This window comes from Delftia sp. Cs1-4, from assembly GCF_000214395.1.
Lineage (GTDB): Bacteria > Pseudomonadota > Gammaproteobacteria > Burkholderiales > Burkholderiaceae_C > Comamonas > Comamonas acidovorans.
The window spans coordinates 2,656,523-2,675,643 of sequence record NC_015563.1 but is presented as its reverse complement, the minus strand read 5'-3'; the positions used below and the strand labels follow the sequence as shown (position 1 = coordinate 2,675,643).

Here is a 19,121-nt window from a genome sequence, read left to right as displayed (position 1 = left end):
ACCGGGTTCAGCCGGTCATCACCTCGCCGCCGTCGACGGCAATGGACTGGCCGTTGACCGAGGCGGACGCCGGCAGGGCCAGCCAGGCCACGGTCTCGGCCACTTCCTCGGGCTGGACCAGGCGGCCCTGCGGGTTGCGTTCGGCCAGCCTGGCGCGGGCCTCATCCGCCGTCATGCCGGTCTTGTCCACGATGTTGGCCACGGCGCCGCGCACGATGTCGGTCTCGGTGTAGCCGGGGCAGACGGCATTCACCGTCACGCCCTTGCCCGCCGTCTCCAGCGCCAGCGAGCGCGTGAGGCCGATCACGCCATGCTTGGCCGCGCAATAGGCGCTGACATAGGCATAGCCGATCAGCCCTGCCGTGCTGGCCACATTGATGATGCGGCCCCAGCGCGCAGCCAGCATGCCTGGCAGCGCGGCCTGCATGCAGTGGAAGGTGCCCGTGAGGTTGACGGCCAGCATCGCCTGCCACAGTGCGGCGTCGGTGCGCTCGAACTTCTGGCTGCTGGCCTGGCCCGCGTTGTTGACCAGCACCTGCACGGGGCCGAAGGCCGCCTCGGCCTGCGCGAAGGCCTGGCGCACCGAGGCTTCGTCGGCAATATCCGCCTGCACGGACTGCACCATCTGTGCTGCCGGTGCCGTGCCGCCCAGCTCGCGCACGGCAGCCTCCAGCGCCGCACCATCGCGTCCCAACAGCGTGACCCGCGCGCCGCGCGCCAGCAGCGCCCGCGCGCAGGCCAGGCCTATGCCGCGCGCCCCGCCCGTCACCAGGGAATGGCGCCCTTCCAGGGCTTGTGAACTTGGAGTCATTTGAGGTCCAACTGCGCCATGGCGGCGGCGCGTTCGAAGTTGGTTTCCAACTGGCGCTTGCCGGGCTGGTACTGGTTCGGCCAATCCACATCCTGCGCACCGAGGCGCGCAGCCTCGCGCAGCGTCCAGGCGGCATCGGCCAGGTGAGGACGCGCCAGCGCGCACAGGTCGGCCCGGCCCGAGGCGATGATGGCGTTGGCATGGTCGGCCTCGAAGATGGCGCCCACGGCAATGGTGGGTATGCCGGCCTCGTTGCGCACACGGTCGGCAAACGGCGTCTGGTACATGCGGCCGTACACCGGCTTCTGGTCGGGGCTGACCTGGCCCGAGGAGCAATCGATCATGTCGGCGCCCGCCGCCTTGAAGCGGCGTGCGATCTCCACCGCATCGTCGGGCGTGATGCCGCCCTCCACCCAGTCATGGGCCGAGATGCGCACCGACATGGGCCTGTCCTGCGGCCAGGCTGCACGCACCGCCTTGAACACCTCCAGCGGAAAGCGCAGGCGGTTGTCCAGGCTGCCGCCATATTCGTCATCGCGCCGGTTGGTGAGCGGCGAGATGAAGCTGGACAGCAGATAGCCGTGGGCGCAGTGCAGCTCCAGCCAGTCAAAGCCCGCTGCCGCGGCGCGCCGCGTGGCGGCCACGAAGTCCTCGCGCACATGGTCCATGTCGGCACGGGTCATGGCAGCGGGCACTTGCGAGAGTCCCTCGATATAGGGCAGGGCCGATGCCGACAGCAGCGGCCAGTTGCCCTGCTCCAGCGGATGGTCGATCTTTTGCCAGCCCAGCTGGGTCGATCCCTTGCGCCCCGCATGCCCCAGCTGCACGCCAATGTGCGCACCGCCCTGCGCGTGCACGAAATCGACAATGCGCCCAAAGGCCTGCGCCTGCTCGTCGTTCCACAGCCCGGGGCAGCCGGGCGTGATGCGTGCGTCGGGCGAGGTGCAGGTCATCTCCACCATCACCAGGCCCGCGCCGCCCATGGCGCGCGCGCCCAGGTGCACCAGGTGGAAGTCGCCAGGCACGCCGTCGGTGCAGGAATACATGGCCATGGGCGAGACCACGATGCGGTTCTTCAGCCGCAGGCCGCGCGCCTGGTAGGGCGTGAGCATGGGCATGGGGGGACGGCGGCCTTCGGGCACGGTCTCGCCCGCATGCTCGGCAATCCAGCGCTCAAAGCCCTGCAGCCAGGCGGCATCGCGCAGGCGCAGGTTCTCGTGCGAGATGCGCTGCGAGCGCGTCAGCAGCGAATAGGCGAACTGCTCCGGCTCCAGGCCCGCATAGCGCTGCACGTTCTCGAACCATTCCGTGGAATTGCGCGCCGCGTTCTGGATCTTGAGCACCTCCACGCTGCGCACCTCCTCGTAGTGGCGCAGGCCGGCCTCGATGCCCCCCGCAGACCGCAGGCTGCGCGCCAGCTCGATCGCATCCTCCAGCGCCAGCTTGGTGCCCGAGCCAATCGAGAAATGCGCCGTGTGCGCCGCATCGCCCATCAGCACCACGGGAACGCTGCGCGGGCCGCGCGGCGTGTCCAGCGCATTCCAGTGCACCCAGGTATTGCAGATCACGCGCGGAAAGCGGATCCAGATGGCCGAGCCGCGCAGGTGCGTGGCATTGCTGACCAGGGCATGGCCGTCCAGCCAGGGGGCGAACAGCTTCTCGCAATAGGCAATGCCCTCCTCCTGGCTCATCTGCTCTATGCCGGCGGCCTGCCAGGTCTCCTCGGGCGTCTCCACGATGAAGGTGGACATGCCGTCTTCGTAGCGGTAGGCATGGGCCTGGAACCAGCCATGCTCGGTCTGCACGAAGGCGAAGGTGAAGGCATCGAACACCTTGGTCGTGCCCAGCCACACGAAGCGGCAGCGGCGCTGGTCGATATCGGGCCGAAAGGTATCGGCATAGCGCGTGCGCACCTGGCTGTTGATGCCGTCCGAGGCGATTACCAGGTCGGCGTCGTACTCGCGCGCAATCGCCTGGTCGTCCTGCACGAAGTTCTCGAACACCAGCTTCACGCCCACGTCCTCGCAGCGCGCCTGCAGGATGTTGAGCAGCTTCTTGCGGCCTATGCCGATGAAGCCATGGCCGCTGCTGCGCAGGCTGCGGCCCTTGAAGTGGATGTCGATATCGTCCCAGTGGTTGAAGGCGTCACCAATCGTGCGGGCCGACACCGGATCGGCCTCGCGCAGGTTGTCCATGGTGGCGTCCGAGAACACCACGCCCCAGCCAAAGGTGTCGTAGGGCCGGTTGCGCTCCACCACCGTGACCTCGTTGGCGGGGTCCTGCAGCTTCATCAGCAGGCCGAAGTACAGGCCGGCGGGACCACCGCCGATGCAAACGATCTTCATACCGCAAACCCTTTTCTCGCAGGGCGACGGCACAGGACGCCCCAGGTTCAGAATCCAGGCCTAACAACTTTAAGCCTGAATAGTTTAGGTTTGAAATATATAGACGAAACGCCGGCACGAACCTAGGGAGAACACGCATGAGCCCCTCGACAGCCGCTACGATGCCGGATCGCCAGGAGGATCTCCCTTGGAAAAATACCGGTTCAATGTCTTCGGCCGCATCATCGCCATCGAACGCGCGCAGGCCCAGTGGCGCTGCTTCAACGTCGGCGCCGACGGCAAGCGTGCTCCCGCCCTGCTGGCCATTCCCTGCGATGTCACCCACGCCGAACTGGCGCAGTACCTCTACGACATCTACCACGAGAGCGCGGCCGCATCGGACCAGGACATCTTCGAGATCACCCCCGGCACCACCACCCCCTCACCCAGGAGTTCCTCTTGACCCAGCAAACCGAAGTCCGCGAACTGAGGCCGGGCCTCACCCCCTTCCCCGATGCCGCCGACATCTTCGTGGCCGACCAGCCCTGGCTGGCCGAGCACCTGCTGCCGCTGATCTCCATCGACCTGGGCCTGGTGCGGCCCGAACTGGCCGGCACCGTGGTCCACATGCTGTGCCCCGTCGAGCCCTTCGAGGGCTGCATCGGCGATGAGACCGAAGCCCACCACAACGCCTTCACCGCCCCCAACTGGTTTGCGCTGGAGCTGACGCCCGACAACCGCTACCGCTTCCTGGGCAACGAAGGCTTCTTCCAGCGCGCGCCGCAGCATGGCGACCAGTTCACCAAGGACGCCTTCGCCTGCGAGCACACCGACGAAATGCTGGCCAGCCACGCCAAGGCCAGTGCCTACTACGCCGAGCACGGCCGCCTGGCCAGCTACTCGCGCTACGGCACGGGCGAGCCCATGGAGCACGACTACCTGGACGGCCTGGGCGGCGGCATCTGGTACGGCAACTGGACCAGCCACCCGCCCATTCCCCCGGCCTTCCAGCTGGACGAAGCGGAAAACGCCGGCATGGGCGATGAACTGGAAGACGACGGCATCCGCATCACCCGCGACGGCAAACCCTTCTTCCACGTGGCCAACGTGGCCGGCTACAACTGGTGCGCCACGGGAGCGGACAGCATCCTGCTGTTCTACGAACCGGAGAGCCGCACGGTGCTGTTCACGTTCGACTGGACCTGAGCCGGCCGAGCAGCGCCGCTCAGACGCGGCCCTGCTCGGGCGTGACGATCAGATGCGCCAGCAGCGGCCGGATGCGATCGTCCTGGTAGTAGCCGCCGTATTCCGTGTAGCGCAGAAAGGCGGCATTGCAATGGTGGCAGCGCCAAAGCGTGCAGCGGTTGTACGGGTGCCAGCCCAGGGCGATGGGAGCATCCGGCGACCACTGGTTCGTGCCCTCTGGGTGATATTCATCGAGCATTTCCCGTGTCTCCGGCGTGCCCAGCGCACCAACCTCCTGCAGATGCGAAGTCTTGTCCGCCCCCGACAGGGACTCCCAGCCCGGCCTCCACAGCACAGCGCAGTCCGTGCATCGCTGCTGCTCGGCCGCCGCTGCGGCGAAGGCTCTCAATTCGGGTTCGGCAAGGGGGGTTGAAGTTGTCATGGAACGGTGCCTTGGTTTCCATGGATTGTCCGGCAGGTTTGGGGGCGGGCTACCGGCGTGGAAAACATCTTGTTGTTCCACGAACCTGGCAACGCTACGGTACTCTTCACCACCGACTGGACATCACGATCAGCCATGGTCTTGCCCCGGCTAGTCGGCTGGCAGGCATGCCCGTGTCAATCCAGCGGCTCGGGGCAGCCAGCGGCGTTGCTCCCCTCCAGACAATCGAACGCCCTTTCGGCACAGGCCACAACCCTCGTCCATTCGCCAACTTGCATGTAGAAGCTGTCCGGCATGTCCGTGCCGTACGCCTCAAAGACGGCATTGATGGCATCCACCAACTGCCTCATCAGTGCTGCCTCCTGCTCATCGAGAAGAATTTCACCGATCGCCATACGAGCATCACTGCCAAGATCCGTATCGTCAAAAATTAAATGTATGGCCAAATCAAGATGGTCGTATTGAATGTCTGCAGGGAAATCATGATTCACCCAGGCTTTAATTTGATACTTCAAATCCTTGATTTTTCTCAAATATCCGAGCAATTCCATCCTCATTTCAGGGTATTTCAAGCGAGGCATCTCAATATCGTCCTGTCTTGTTCCCTGTCGATTGTGAGTAGCACTAGGCTCGTAGCCAAGTCCAAACCACCGTTGCTTCATCAAACGGGGCAAGACCCAAGTCAGCCATTGCATCACCAGCACGCTTGAAAACAAACCTGTGCGGTGCCTCTGCCAGCATCTGAGCCTATGGATGGCCAGCCGGTAGCCGCCCTTCCCAGATACCTGATTCGGGTGCTCTTGCTCCAGAGCGGTAAGTCAATGATCTGCGTGTAGGTATTTCACCGGGCGCTGCACTGGCTTGCTCAGTCTGTGGAATAGGCGCCGCTTCCCGCCAGTCTCCAGAATTCACCAGGCTGAAAGTACTCAGCCTGTTTTGTTGGTCGCAGGTGGCCACTACACCCCATGTCTGCCCCCCTTTCCTTCGATGGGGAAGCACAGCATGGGGTGCATATGCATCACTTCGTCGGGAGAAGGACTCAACAATTGCATCAAGCTCTCTGGTTCAATATCTCTAGGCTTGGTGTTTTGAAACCAAGGGCCCTGTCAGGAACTTTCATCCAAAGTAAAACTCTGCAGCGCCCATTTATCTTACCATTCATGAGATTGCCGTTTTCATTGGATTATTAACTAGAGAAAATAGAAAGCAATAATATTTATTAAATACTATTTAACCGACAACCACAAACCACGTCATGGTCAATAGCAATTGGATTTTAAATCAGAAATAAACATATTCACCTTAATTGTTATTTTTAGAAAATTAAACCTCAACTATTCTAGATACAAATAGATCCCATCCATTAGCCAATATTTCTTCGTAACTAGGATCTTCTGAATTTCCATCCAGATCAATAAACATGCGATTTTTTTCGGAAACTTCTTCAATTGAATTCCACGCAGCGAAGCATTCGCTACAATACAAATAAAGTTTTCCCGTATCTGTATTTTTCGAGATAATTAATTTATCTTGCCTGCAGCTTGGACATTCAATGGTTTCGAATATTTTCATAATTCAGTCAGGATATGCCGTTATTAATTCATTTGTTCCTGGTCGAACTGATATCCTAATACTGTTTAATGGTGCCCCTGCTCCTAAGGAACCACCTATGTCTACAAAGTAGAAATCGTGCTTTGTGCAGAGGTTCCCCAAGTAAATACCCAGCCTAGCCCCAAAGCATAGTCAATTATTAAAATGAATACCTTAGTTGCGTCAATAGCAATAAATACACCGAATTCAGAGATATAAATAATCTGCAAAAAACTAATCAATGATCTCCTAGCAAGAATTCTATTGATAATCAATTTCTACTAAGCAGATGTAAGATTGCGATTTATATGGAGTTCTCATGGTCATCCTTGCATGTGTAGGCTTACTTGAGAAAATAGCGTTTTTCCCCTCAATATCCCTGGAATAGAGAATTATCTCATCTTTGTTTAAAATCATATGAATTTGAATATTTTCCAAATTTCTCGATATTTTCTGCCTACTCTTTTTATCAGGGCTATTTATATAAATCGTTCCACTATTTTTTATTTCTTCCAACAAAACCGATAGCGAATTTTCTTGCCTCCCCTTTGATTCATACTCATTTCTATGCCCGACACCAAATGCATATTTTACAGGAAGAAAATTACCATTCTTTATTAACCTAGGCTCAACCATCCAATAATAGTTGATTTCATTTTTTCATTACTTCTATCATTAATAATCCATATTTTTTGATCTTTATCAATAATTTGAAAACTGGCCACAAATTTCTTTGAGTCTACGCCAACCAAACATTCCGGCTCTCGATTTTCAATATCTTTGGCGTACGATGAAGAAAAATTCAAACAAATAGCAAATACATAAAATAAATATCTCATCGTCGAGTGCCTATTTTTCTAGTCCTGATTTTTTGCATCATTTCCAATATATCGTCCGTATCTGCTGCAGGAGCGGTGCCTGGCCCGGCGGGGTCGCTCTTCAGTCGGGATTTATTGCATTTTTCGCCAACTGGTAAAGGCATTGATTTAGGAGTGGAAGGAATACTATCGTGGCTTCTTGTCAATGGATTTGAGGGATAGGTGAAGAAATTTACCCCACCCATCAACCCGATCGGATCCTGATTCACATAACTCCCCACCACCGGATCGTAATACCGATGCCGGTTGTAATACAGCCCCGTCTCCTTGTTATGGTGCGGCCCCGGCAGCCGGATCGCCGGGTGCATGCCCTGCGGGTTGTACTCCTGCAGCACATTGCCCCAGGGGCCCAGCTTGGTGGCCCAGGCCACCTGGCCGGTCTGATCTGTCAGGGCAATTGGTGTGCCAAGATGGTCGCAGTGGTAATGGAGGATAGCGATGCGCGACTGCTACGCTTTTGCCTGTTCCTGCAGTTAGGCCTGCATGCATGCCGAGCACGCGCGTGGTGTCCTCGGTCTGTTCGCCCAGAGATCGGGTCCAGGATTACTCGTCCATCTGCATTCGAAAGAATTTTAGCGCATTACAATTCTTAGAGAATTATCAGTAGAACTGCCCCGGATATCTTGCAAATACTGAATCAAGCGATTTATTCAAGTAAAACAGGTTATATTCTTTAAGAAGCTAGAGCGGAAATAATAAATGAGCTTGATTTTGTTTTCCATCAAAGTAAATTTGACATCTTTTAAATTCCTGAAGAATCTTATTTTTGAGCAAATTATTTATTTCAATCTTTTCACCGTGAATCGCCAACCTCATCTTGATATTTAATAAACTCCTCCAAAACAAAAGTACTATCAGAACTTATTAACACACCAATCTCCTCCGAATAACAAGATAATTTAGGGTATAGAATAATGCCGCAGTCATGAGATTTAATTTTTCTTGTCTGCGCCATGGTTTGTTTCACAATTGATTCTTTTTCTTTATTTCTCCTTAAATCAAGAATGCTTATCGCATTTAATTCGTTATCAATTTCTGATTTACACAAAATTGTCGCAAAACCCATGTCGTCATCGTAGTTTAAGTAACTCAATTTGCAGAAATCTGGAATATAAATCTCATAATCATTTATATCAATAATAGAATGTTCGTGAATATTCTTGTTTTTTAATTTAAATTCAGCTGATTGAGTACAACCAGATATAAGAAATATTGTTGATGGCAATAAAATTGCCGCATGAAGTATGCTCTTGATTTTTTCGAAATAAAAATTAATCATCGTACTAAATCTATTTATGGGATTGGTTTTGCAAGCGGTCCCCCGGTTAGCGTCCCGGGTACCTTCAAGCCACTTTTATATGCTTCGCGCATAGCTTTGATAGCTTCTTTTTCGGATTCTCCCGCTTGTTCACTCATTGCCTCAAGATCTTGAGCGGATTTCGGACAATTGGGCGGTGTTGGTACAGCAATACATTTGTATAAATCTGATTTTTCCTGATTGGCTTTTTTCGTCTTTTGCTGTGCATCTGCCACATCTTTTCCAAAATTTGCAGATTTCCTTGCTTTATTTGCTGTACTTGCAGCCGCACCAACACCTCCTTGCCCTTGCAACCCCAGTGGATCTATCCACGAAAGCGGATCTACTGGGTAGTCATAGTGATTAGTGCCTCCATTCCATCCAATCGGATCCTGATTCACATAACCCCCCACCACCGGATCGTAATACCGATGCCGGTTGTAATACAGCCCCGTTTCCCTGTCATGGTGCTGCCCTGGCAGCCGGATCGCCTGGTGGATGCCCTGCGGGTTGTACTCCTGCAGCACATTGCCCCAGGGGTCCAGCTTCGCGGCCCAGGCCACCTGGCCGGTCTGGTCCGTCAGGGCCATGGGTGTGCCCAGGTGGTCGCAGTGGTAGTGGTGGATGGCGATGCGGGCGTGCTGTTCTTTTTCCTGTTTCTGCAGCTTTTCCTGCATGCCGCTGAGCAGGCGGGCCGTGCCCTCGGCCTGTTCGCCTAGCATGGCCTGGGCGCCGGGCGGCAGGCCGTGCTCCAGGGTGTGGCGCAGGTGGCGGGCGGCGTCTTGCTGCATGTCGCGCGGCATGGCGCTGAGCATGGTTTGCATCAGGGCCAGGGCCGGCGTGTGGTTGGGGTCGTCCTGGTCGGGCAGGCCTGCGGTGATGGCCTGCACCAGCAGGTGGGGCTGGTCTTGGGGGTCGCCGCTGGCCGTGGTGCTCAGGCGCACCAGGGGGGTGAAGCTGCCCGGTTCGTAGATGGTGTGCTCTATGTGGCGGGTGTCATCGCCGTCCTGCAGGCGTTCGGTGTGGATGAGGCGGTCTCCGTCCCAGCCGTAGTAGTGGGTGCGGGTGGATTCTGTGGAGTCCGCGCTTTCCACTTGCTGCTTCAGGCGCCTGCCCAGGGCGTCGTAGGTGTAGCGGCTGTGGTGGCGCAGCTGCTCGGCGTTGCCCTGGATCTGGCTGCTGCGCACGGCTATGAGCTGGTGGGCTCCGTCGTAGTGCAGTTGCTGCTGGCTGTGGTCCGCCTGCATTTGCGCGATGCGGTTGCCGCAGGGGTCGTAGCGCCAGACGCGGTCTTCAGTGAAGCCGATGCGGTTGTCTTCCCAGCGCTGCACGGGGCCTTGCCGCTGGCCTGCAAGGTGGGCCAGGCCCATGAGGTTGAAGTCGGTGTGCCGCCAGTGGGCGTGGACCTGGGCGGCCCAGTTGTCTTGTGAGTCTGTCTGACCCGTTGCACCGGGTGCTGGCAGGCGGTTGCCGGCAGGGTCGATCTGCCAGCGGGTGGTGATCTGGGGGTCCTGGCTGTCGGTGGCCGCTCTCAGGCGCCCGGCGCTGTCGTAGCCGTAGCGCAGCAGTTGCGCGGCCTGGCCTGGGGCACCGGCCTGTTCGATGGCAACGAGCTGGCCCAGGCTGTCGTAGTGGTAGCGGCGGCCGAGGATCTGGCCTATGAGGGCGTGGGCCTGGGCGCCGGTGTCATTAAGATCCGTTTGCTGCAGCGCTTGCAGGCCTGTGGTGCCCAGGGCCGTGAGTCGGCCCAGGCTGTCCCATTGGCGTTGCACCTGCAGGGGGTTGTGTGCGTCTGCTGCAGAGGTGGGTGGGTGCAGGCTGCGGCGGACTTCGCGGTGCAGGTTGTCGCGCTCGAAGTCGATGAGGCTGGCTCCGTTGAGCTGCAGTCCGTGCACATGGCCTGAGCCGTAGGTGAGCCAGGCGATCTCTCCCAGGCTTTGCAGTTGGCTGTGCTGGCGTGCGCCCAGCGCGTCCAGGCTGTGGGCGATGCGGTGTTCGTATTCGATCTGCTCTGCGCCCCCGTTGCCGTTGCCGTCCTTGCCGGGGCGGTACAGCTGTTGCACTTCTGCGGTGATGCGGCCCAGGGCGTCGCGCTCCAGTGCTATGCGGCTTTGCAGTTGGGCGATGAGGCCGTTGTCGTTGTCTGTGGTGCTGTGTTGCCAGACGCTGGCCGCCGTGAGGCGCCCGGCCGCATCCCATTCGTAGCGGTGGGTTTGTGCGAGCGCATGGGGCGTGGCGGGCAGCTGCCGTTCGGCGAGGCGCCCGCCTTCGTCCCAGCGGTAGTGGCTGCTGCTTTGCTGCGCGGCGTTGCCGTCCGTGGCTTCCATGAGCTGGCCTGCCGCGTCCCAGCGGTAGCGCTGCAGCCGTTGGTCAAACCCTTCTTCCTGCACGAGCCGGTCCAGCGCGTCCCAGGCAAAGCGGCTTTGCGCTCCGTTCTCGTTGACGAGGCGCAGGAGGCGGCCGGCGCTGTCGTATTCGAAGGCCAGGGTGAGGCCGCCATGTGTTCGCTGGACCAGCCTGCCCCAGAGGTCGTAGCGCAGGTGGATGCTGGGGTCGGCGGTCTGGGTGTCGCTGGAGGTGCCCGCAGGCTGGGCCGGATCGATGCGCGTGAGGTGGCCTGCGCTGTCGTAGTGGTAGCGCTCGATCTGGCCGTTGGGCAGTTCGCTGGCCACGATGCGCCCCTGGCCATCGCGCTGGTGGCGTTGGCGCTGGCCCAGGGCGTTGTCCACTTCGATGAGCGCGCCCCAGCGGTCGTAGTGGTAGTGCGTGCTGTGGCCCGAGCAGTCGGTGTAGCTGAGCAGTTGGCCCGCGTCGCTCCAGGCCAGCTGTTTGCTGCCGCCCTGGGCGTCTTCGATGCGCCGGGGGCTGTCGCAGGTGAGCGGCGCTTCTTTGGGGTCGGGGTAGTGGTAGCGCTCGGTGCTGCCGTCGGCCTGGGTGATCTGGGTGATGCGGCCCCAGTTGTCGTATTCGTAGCTGGTGGTGGCCCCTGCGGTGTCAGTGCTTTGCAGCAGGCGGCCGGTGGCTTCGTCGTGTTCCTGCTGGGTGCTGCGCCCGTCGGGCAGTTGCACGCCGATAAGCCGGCCCTGGCCATCACGCCTGAGGTGGACGCTGCGCCCCAGCGGGTCGGTGCGCGAGGCCAGGCGGCCGAAGCTGTCGTAGGCCTGCAGCCAGCGGCTGCCATCGGCCTTGTGGTGGGCGATGAGGCGCGACAGGCCCGCTGCGCCTTCGAAGTAGTAGGTCTCGATGCGATCCAGGCTGTCGCTGACGCGGGTGGCGGCACGCGGCTGGCCGTCGGGGCCCGGGGGTTGGGCCAGGTAGTCGAAGCGGTAGCTGAGGCCTTCCTGGTTGCTGTGCTCGATGACGCGGGCACCGGGCTGGGCGCTCTCGTAGCGGTAGCGGTGCCAGGGTCCGCTGGCATGGCGGTGGGCGCTGATGCGGTGGTGGTCCCATTCGAATTCGCGCACGAGCTGGCCTGCGCGGTCGTGGACGGTGATGAGGTCGCCTGCGCTGCTGTAGCCGTAGCGCACGAGGGCGATGGGGGTGGACAGGGGGTGCAACGGGTCCTGTGTGAGGTCCACGCCTGTGACTCGCCAGCCGTCGTCGGCGCCCCACAGTCCGTTCAGTCCCTGCGCGTCGCTGCCGCCATGGATGCGCTGGTGCAGCAGCCGGTAGCGCCGGCCTGTGCCGTCGCTCAGCGAGACCAGGCGGCCTGCGGGGATGAGGTCCTTGCTGGCACTGTGGCCGGCCTCGGGCGTGGTGCCGTCGCTGTAGTGGTAAAGCTGGCGGCGCCCGAAGCGGTCGATCTGGGCCATGAGGCGCCAAGGGCCATCGACAGACTCACCGGGAGCAGGACCAAAGCCCCAGAGCGTGTCGCCATCGCCGCTGACCGCAAGGATGGCTTGCGGGTTGCGCACCAGTGCCTGTTCCACATGCGACCACCGAGGATTGGCGGCCCAGGGCGCTGTGCCGCCGTCCGGCTCCGTGCTGCCGCCGCGCAGCAGCCAGATGTCTTCGCTGGCACTGTGCAGCTGGCCGCCCGGCGCCAGGGGCTGGTCGAAGGTGATGACGCGGCCGCTGGCATCCAGCAGCAAGGTGGCCTCGTCCTGCAGGCGGATGCTGAGCTCCTGCAGCAGGTGCCAGCCATGGCCCAGCAGGCCGCAGGCAGCGCCGTGCTCGGGGTTGACGTAGCTGCTGTACTGGCGCTGCCAGGCCACAGGCAGCGCAGCCGACGGCAGAGCGAAGTCCAGGTCTTGTGCGCCCCGCAGGACCTTGGCGCCGAGCTGGGGGTTCACAGGGGATCCGACGGTGATGCCGTCCGGGCAGACGGAGCAGGCCAGGCCCCCCTGGCTGCCGATGAGCACGGTGAGCGAGCCGGTGACGATCTTGCCCTTGACGACGCTGTCGGTGATGCGGGCTGCGGGTTTGCCACTCATGCGAGGCTGCTCCTGGAGAGATGGGGGAGAACGGGAATGCGGATACGGGGAACGCGGTACGGGCTGTCTGCCTTCAGCAGTTGAGCCGGTCCGTGGGCGAGAGAATCTGGATGTCGCCGGGCGTGATGCGGATGGTGCTTTCACCGCAGGTCAGCAGGATTTCCTGCTGGGCTTCGAGCCGGATCTTGGCGGCGTTGAGCTGGATGCTTTGCCCATCCATGGTGAGCTGGGAGGCCTTGCCGCCTCCGCCTCCGCCTCCACCGCCCCCACCGCTGCCGCCGCCACCAGGCGCCGTGATGTTCATGGCCATGCCGCCTCCCGCGCCACCACCGCTGCCGCCACCACCCCCGCCACCACCGCCCACGGTCAGCGAGTACTGCGAGCCCACTTCCGTGCTTTGCTTGCTGCCGACCTTGACCTGGCGCTCCTGCCCCACGGTGAGGTTCTGGCTCATGCCGACCGTGGTCTGCATGGCCACGCCGATGTTCTCCATGTAGTTGACGCCGATGTTCATCATCTTCATCACACCCACGTTCTGCATGTAGGCCATGCCTATGGTCTGGGTCTTGAGCAGGCCCACCGTGACGTGCCAGTTCTGGCCTATCTTGTCGGTCTCGGTCTTGCCGATGGTCTTGCTGCGGTTCTTGCCGATCGAGATGTTCTCGTCGATGCCAACATCTTCGTTGCGGTTGTCGCCAATGCTGACCTTCTCGTTGTGGTCCACCCGCTCCGTGCGGTTGTTGTGCACGGTGATGGTCTCGTCGCGGTCCACGGTCTCCGTGCGGTCGCGGTGGATCACGCTGGTCTCGTCCCGGTCCACCGTCTTGCGCCGGTCGTTGCCCACCCATTTGTCTTCGTCGTTCTCGACTTCGGTGAGCTGGTCCTTTTGCGCATGCAGCCACAGCTGTTCTTGACCGGCCTTGTCCTCGAAGCGGATGGCGTTGGCGTCACCCGGGCCGTTCTTCATGCCCGCGCCTGCGGCCCCGCCCTTGCTCGATCTGGTCTTGATGCCCGATTGCGTGGCGTTGGCCGGCAGCGCCCAGGGCGGCATGTTGGCCGCGTTGTAGACGCAGCCCGTGACCAGCGGGTAGTCCGGGTCGCCGTTGAGGAAGTCCACCACCACCTCATGGCCTATGCGCGGAATGGAGATGGCCCCGAACCCCGGGCCCGCCCAGTTCGTGGCCACGCGGATCCAGCAGCTGGAGTTCTCGTTCATGCCGCCCAGCCGGTCCCAGTGGAACTGCACCTTGATGCGGCCGTATTCGTCGGTCCAGATTTCTTCTCCGGCCGGGCCCACGACGACGGCGGTCTGCGGGCCCGTGGTGCGCGGCTTGGGCGTGGTACGCGCGGGCGTGTAGGCAAGACTCGTGGGCTGGGCCTGCAACTCGTAGCGCTGGAAGGAGCCGTCTTCCGCGGCGCTGCCCTTGGCGCCCGGGGCCACGGCACTGACGCGGGGGTTCTCCTTCAAGTGGTAGCTCAGGCCCGTGATCAGGTACTGCTGGTTCTGGTCGCCGCGCGGGTAGTTGTAGAGGCTGAACGTGTAGCCCGTGGCCAACGCCCGGTGGCAGGACTGGCCCCGCACCCGGCTTTGGCCGGTGAGGCTTTCCTTCAGGCGCACGCGGATGTAGTCCTCGCCGTCGCTCAGCTGGGTGTAGCCGCCTGGCCATTCGTAGATTTCGTGGCCGTCATGGGCGTGGCCCGGTGGGTCGCGCCGCAGGTGGGTGAGGTCGGCCCGGGGTTTCTTGAAGTCGTAGTCGTCGCTGTAATGGCGGCCCGATTTGATTTCCTGCTCCAGCTGCCAGGCGTGGATGTTTTCCTGATCGCCTGCGGCGGCTTTTTCCGGGGGATAAAAGGGAATGGAGGCGCCCCCGGGCAATACGCTGTGCGAGGCAATGATGTCGTCGCACAGCACCAGGGTGTGCTGGCCCGAGGCATGCTCGAAGAAGTAGTAAATGCCTTCGTGCTCCATCAATCGCGAGACAAAGTCGCAATCGCTTTCGTTGTATTGAACGCAGTAGTCCCAGCTGCGATAGGCACGCGTGAGTTTCTTTTGCAGGGGATGGCCATAGACGCCCAATACCTGCTCGATGATGTCGGGCACGGTCTGGTTCTGGAAGATGCGAAAGTCGCTCTTGCGCGTGGCCAGCCACAGCCAAGGGCTCAGGCGGGCCTTGTAGGCGTAGTGGCGGTGGTCCTGGCCCTGCATGCCAAAGCGGGTGACGATGCCGTCGATGAAGCGCCTGCCGCCGCCCTGGGTTTCTATTTCTATGGTGGCGTTTTTGCCCAATAGGGCCTTGGGATCGATGCTTTCGCTTTCGCTGAGCATTTCCACATCGAGGCTGAAGAGCTGGCTGATGTTTTCCTGGCCGCGCAATTCACGGAAATGCAGCTGCTCGCCCAATGGCGTGTGTATGGTGACTCGGCGTGTCATAGTGCGCGCCGCCCTGCGGGCGGCCTCCCTGCTCTTGGTGAGCGGGGATCATAGACAAGCCGATGGCCATAGGGCAATCAAATGCAGGGCCAGATACATCCTGTAAATGTAAGCAATTGCCTATCTTGGATACAGTCATGTATTTGAATGGCATGCCACCCATTGATCTTCAATGCCATTCAACCCTCCATCGCGCCTTGAATTTCGCCTTGAACCGCGAATGCATTGCGCGTGCTCACACTCCCAAATACCGTTCCCACAGCGCTCTGTCCCCATCCAGCGCGGCCGAATCTCCGCTCCACACGACTTTGCCGCGCTCCAGGATGAGGTGGCGGTCGGCCAGGCCCAGCAGGCGCTCCACGTATTTGTCGATGACCAGGATGGTCTGGCCGGCGGCGCGCAGCTGGGCCAGGCAGGACCAGATCTCTTCGCGGATGCGGGGGGCCAGGCCCTCGGTGGCTTCGTCCAGGATAAGCAGGCGCGGGTTGGTGACCAGGGCGCGGCCTATGGCCAGCATTTGCTGCTCGCCGCCCGACAGTTGGTTGCCCATGTTGGAGGCGCGCTCGCCCAGGCGGGGAAACAGCGCGAACACGCGCTCGGGCGTCCAGGGCTCTGCCGCACCGGGGCTGCCCGAATTGCGATGGGCCACAAAGGCCGTCAGGTGCTCGCGCACCGTGAGATTGGGAAAGCACTGGCGGCCTTCGGGCACGATGGCCACGCCGGCGCGGGCGATGCGGTCGGTGGCCCAGCCGGCGATGTCCTGCCCGGCAAACACCATGCGGCCGGCGCGCAGGGGCAGTTGGCCCAGCAGCGTGCGAAGCAGCGTGGTCTTGCCCATGCCGTTGCGGCCCAGCAGGGTGACGACCTGGCCTGCCTCGATGCGGAGGTCCACGCCGAACAGCACCTGGCTGGGTCCGTAGCCGCTTTGCACGGCCTGCATTTCGAGCATCACGCGCCCTCCTTCACTTCTTCGTCTCCCAGGTAGGCCTGGCGCACGTCGGCGTTGCCACGTATCTCGTCGGGCGTGCCGGTGGCGATGATGCGCCCGTAGACCAGCACGGAGATGCGGTCGGCCAGGCGGAACACGGCCTGCATGTCGTGCTCCACCAGCAGCATGGCGGCACGGCCGCGCAGGGACTCGATCAGCTCGGTCAGGCGCAGTGTTTCATCAGGGCCCATGCCGGCCATGGGCTCGTCCAGCAGCAGCACGCCGGGGCGCGCAGCCAGGGCCAGCGCGAACTCCAGCTTGCGCTGCTCGCCATGGGGCAGCGTGCCTGCGGGGCGTTGCAGCAGGCTGGCGTCAATGGCGCATTCGCGCGCCAGCTCGCGGGCCTGCTCGTAGAGCGCGGTCTCGGCCGCGCGCGGGCGCCAGAAGCTGAAGCTGCTGCCCGCATGCGCCTGCACGGCCAGCACCAGGTTGTCCAGCACGCTGGACTGCTTGAAGATGTTGGTGATCTGGAAAGACCGCGACAGCCCCGCCGCCACGCGCTGGTGGGCGTTGAGCGCGCTCACATCGCGCCCCGCCAGCACCAGCGTGCCCGCATCGGCCGCCAGCGTGCCGGACAGCAGATGGATGAGCGTGGACTTGCCCGCGCCATTGGGGCCGATCAGCGCATGGATCTCGCCAGGCGCCAGCGACAGCGAGACATGGTCGGTGGCCAGCAGCGCGCCAAAGCGGCGCACCAGGCCCTTGGCTTCCAGGGCCGGGGTGGGAATGGAGATAGGGGTGGCCGCGCCGCTCATGCCTGCCTCCCGCGTGCGGGCCACAGGCCCATCAGGCCGCGCGGCGCACCGAACACCACGCACAGCAGCAGCAGGCCCAGCGGCAGGTGCCAGTACTCGGTCCACATGCGAAGCACTTCCTCCAGCGTCAGCATGACGACGGCGCCGGCCACGCCGCCCCAGCGCAGGCCCACGCCCCCCACCAGCACCATGATCAGCAGGTTGGCCGACTGGGTCCAGTGCATGAGGCTGGGGGAGATGAACAGGTTGTGGTTGGCCAGCAGCGCGCCCGCCAGCCCGGCCACGGCGCCGCTGAGCACAAAGGCTGCCAGCTTGATGCGGTAGACCGGGTAGCCCAGCGACTCCATGCGCGACTCGTTCTCGCGCACGCCCTGCAGCGCCTTGCCGAAGCGCGAATCCACCAGCCGCCCGAACACGGCCATCAGCACCGCGAACAGCGCCAGCACCACGTAATAGAAGGAGACATCGTGGCCCAGGTCCAGCCCGGGCAGCACGGAATGGCCGGGCAGGTTGAGCCCGTCCTCGCCGCCGTACTGGCGCAGCGAGATGAAGATGTAGAACAGCATCTGCGCAAAGGCCAGCGTGATCATGATGAAGTACACGCCGCGCGTGCGCAGCGACACGGCGCCCGTGGCGGCGGCCAGCAGCCCGGCCAGCAGCGCGGCGGCCGGCCAGGCCACCAGAGCCGAGGTCACGCCGTTCATCGCCAGGATGCCCACCGCATAGGCCCCCGCACCGAAGAAGGCCGCATGCCCCAGCGCCACCATGCCGCCATAGCCCAGGATGAGGTTCAGGCTGGTGGCGGCCAGCGCGTAGATCAGCACGCGGCGCACGAAGGAGATGTAGAAGTCCAGCCCCAGCGCCGGAGCCACCAGCGGGAACAGCGCCAGCGCCAGCAGCGCGAGTACGGTCCAGAAGAACCGGGCCTGGAACCTGCCCTGTAATGTGCTGTGTTCCATGCTCAGCCTCGCGCAGGGAAAAGGCCGGAAGGCCGGTACACCAGCACCACCGCCATCAGCACATAGATGGAAATCGCCGCCAGCGTGGGCCCCACGCTGGATGCCACCGCCGGGGAGAACACCTGGCGCAGCAGCATGGGCAGGAAGGCCCGCCCGGCCGTGTCCACCATGCCCACCAGCAAGGCGCCCACCAGGGCGCCGCGTATGGAGCCTATGCCGCCGATGACGATGCACACCAGCACCAGGATGAGGATTTCTTCCCCCATGCCGACCTGCACCGAGGTGATGGGCCCCAGCAGCGCCCCCGCCACCGCCGCCAGCATGGCGCCCAGCGTGAACACGCCCAGGAACAGCAGCGGCACGCGCACGCCCATCAGCGTGGCCATCTGGCGGTTGGAGGCTCCTGCCCGCACCAGCACGCCGGCGCGCGTGCGCGTCACGAACCAGTACAGGCCCAACGCGGCGGCCAGGCCGAAGACGATGATCATCAGCCGGTAGGCCGGGTACATGAGATCGGGCAGCAACTGCACCGGGCCGGACAGCGCGGCCGGCATGTTCAGCATCACCGGCGCCGGGCCCCAGACCATCTTGACCAGGTCATTGGCAATGAGGATGACGGCATAGCTGCCCAGCACCTGGGCCAGATGGTCGCGCACGGCAAGGCGGCGTATCAGCACCAGCTCCAGCACCACACCCGCCACGCCCGTGGCCACGGCAGCCACCAGCACGGCCGCGGTGAACGAGCCCGTGCGCTGCATGGTCTCGGCCGCCACATAGGCGCCCGCCATGTACAGCGAGCCATGGGCCAGGTTCATGATGTCCATGATGCCGAACACCAGGGTCAGCCCGGCCGCGATCAGAAACAGCATCAGCCCGAACTGCAGGCCATTCAGCAATTGCTCCAAGAGCAGCGTCCACGTCATCCACACGCCCCCTGCCGCAGGCGCAGTGGCCCGCGCGCGGTCAACAAATCATGAGAAATCCAGGTGCCGGGCATTGCCCGCAGCGTCGGCCACCGCCCCTGCCCA

15 protein-coding genes are annotated in these 19,121 nt (G+C 61.8%); 2 read left to right on the top strand and 13 right to left on the bottom strand.

Annotated features, from left to right (window positions below):
- Window positions 1-7: 7 nt before the first annotated feature.
- Both DELCS14_RS11740 and DELCS14_RS11735 read right to left on the bottom strand, forming a co-directional pair.
- Window positions 8-811 carry an SDR family NAD(P)-dependent oxidoreductase gene (locus DELCS14_RS11740; protein ID WP_013801798.1) on the bottom strand — a complete coding sequence of 268 codons (804 nt, stop codon included), beginning with the start codon at window positions 809-811 and terminating at the stop codon, window positions 8-10.
- Complete coding sequence (locus tag DELCS14_RS11735; RefSeq protein WP_013801797.1) at window positions 808-3,156, bottom strand: bifunctional salicylyl-CoA 5-hydroxylase/oxidoreductase; 2,349 nt, start codon at window positions 3,154-3,156, stop codon at window positions 808-810. Before DELCS14_RS11735 ends, DELCS14_RS11740 begins: the two co-directional genes overlap by 4 nt.
- A 187-nt stretch (window positions 3,157-3,343) precedes the next feature.
- Between DELCS14_RS11735 and DELCS14_RS11730 the strand changes: the two genes are divergently transcribed.
- Together DELCS14_RS11730 and DELCS14_RS11725 are read left to right on the top strand one after the other, a co-directional pair.
- A complete protein-coding gene (locus DELCS14_RS11730) occupies window positions 3,344-3,598 on the top strand; it encodes a hypothetical protein (RefSeq protein WP_013801796.1) in 255 nt (84 codons plus the stop codon).
- Window positions 3,595-4,341: a hypothetical protein gene (locus DELCS14_RS11725; RefSeq protein WP_013801795.1), complete on the top strand. Its 747-nt coding sequence runs from the start codon at window positions 3,595-3,597 to the stop codon at window positions 4,339-4,341. Before DELCS14_RS11730 ends, DELCS14_RS11725 begins: the two co-directional genes overlap by 4 nt.
- A 19-nt stretch (window positions 4,342-4,360) precedes the next feature.
- On the opposite strand, the gene DELCS14_RS11720 is transcribed toward DELCS14_RS11725, so the two are convergent.
- The 11 genes from DELCS14_RS11720 to DELCS14_RS11685 form a co-directional block, all read right to left on the bottom strand.
- Window positions 4,361-4,762 (bottom strand): hypothetical protein, encoded by a 402-nt coding sequence (locus DELCS14_RS11720; RefSeq protein WP_013801794.1) that lies wholly within the window; start codon window positions 4,760-4,762, stop codon window positions 4,361-4,363.
- 176 nt (window positions 4,763-4,938) lie between these two features.
- Window positions 4,939-5,457 (bottom strand): hypothetical protein, encoded by a 519-nt coding sequence (locus tag DELCS14_RS11715; protein ID WP_228676876.1) that lies wholly within the window; start codon window positions 5,455-5,457, stop codon window positions 4,939-4,941.
- 1,156 nt (window positions 5,458-6,613) lie between these two features.
- A complete protein-coding gene (locus DELCS14_RS30450; protein WP_157158259.1) occupies window positions 6,614-6,988 on the bottom strand; it encodes a hypothetical protein in 375 nt (124 codons plus the stop codon).
- Between the two features lie 199 nt (window positions 6,989-7,187).
- The gene (locus DELCS14_RS31170; RefSeq protein ID WP_228676898.1) at window positions 7,188-7,664 is read right to left on the bottom strand and encodes an RHS repeat-associated core domain-containing protein; all 477 of its coding nucleotides are present in this window, start codon (window positions 7,662-7,664) and stop codon (window positions 7,188-7,190) included.
- A gap of 359 nt (window positions 7,665-8,023) precedes the next feature.
- The gene (locus DELCS14_RS30445; protein WP_157158258.1) at window positions 8,024-8,509 is read right to left on the bottom strand and encodes a hypothetical protein; all 486 of its coding nucleotides are present in this window, start codon (window positions 8,507-8,509) and stop codon (window positions 8,024-8,026) included.
- 14 nt (window positions 8,510-8,523) lie between these two features.
- Complete coding sequence (locus tag DELCS14_RS11710; protein WP_013801792.1) at window positions 8,524-12,960, bottom strand: RHS repeat-associated core domain-containing protein; 4,437 nt, start codon at window positions 12,958-12,960, stop codon at window positions 8,524-8,526.
- Between the two features lie 73 nt (window positions 12,961-13,033).
- Window positions 13,034-15,391 (bottom strand): type VI secretion system tip protein TssI/VgrG, encoded by a 2,358-nt coding sequence (tssI, locus tag DELCS14_RS11705; RefSeq protein ID WP_013801791.1) that lies wholly within the window; start codon window positions 15,389-15,391, stop codon window positions 13,034-13,036.
- 235 nt (window positions 15,392-15,626) lie between these two features.
- Window positions 15,627-16,340, bottom strand: coding sequence for an ABC transporter ATP-binding protein (locus tag DELCS14_RS11700; RefSeq protein ID WP_013801790.1), 714 nt, complete (start codon window positions 16,338-16,340; stop codon window positions 15,627-15,629).
- Window positions 16,340-17,134, bottom strand: coding sequence for an ABC transporter ATP-binding protein (locus DELCS14_RS11695; protein WP_013801789.1), 795 nt, complete (start codon window positions 17,132-17,134; stop codon window positions 16,340-16,342). The genes DELCS14_RS11700 and DELCS14_RS11695 overlap by 1 nt, the downstream gene beginning before the upstream one ends.
- A complete protein-coding gene (locus DELCS14_RS11690; protein WP_013801788.1) occupies window positions 17,131-18,093 on the bottom strand; it encodes a branched-chain amino acid ABC transporter permease in 963 nt (320 codons plus the stop codon). The genes DELCS14_RS11695 and DELCS14_RS11690 overlap by 4 nt, the downstream gene beginning before the upstream one ends.
- Window positions 18,094-18,095: 2 nt before the next feature.
- Complete coding sequence (locus DELCS14_RS11685) at window positions 18,096-19,016, bottom strand: branched-chain amino acid ABC transporter permease (protein WP_013801787.1); 921 nt, start codon at window positions 19,014-19,016, stop codon at window positions 18,096-18,098.
- Between the last annotated feature and the right edge of the window lie 105 nt (window positions 19,017-19,121).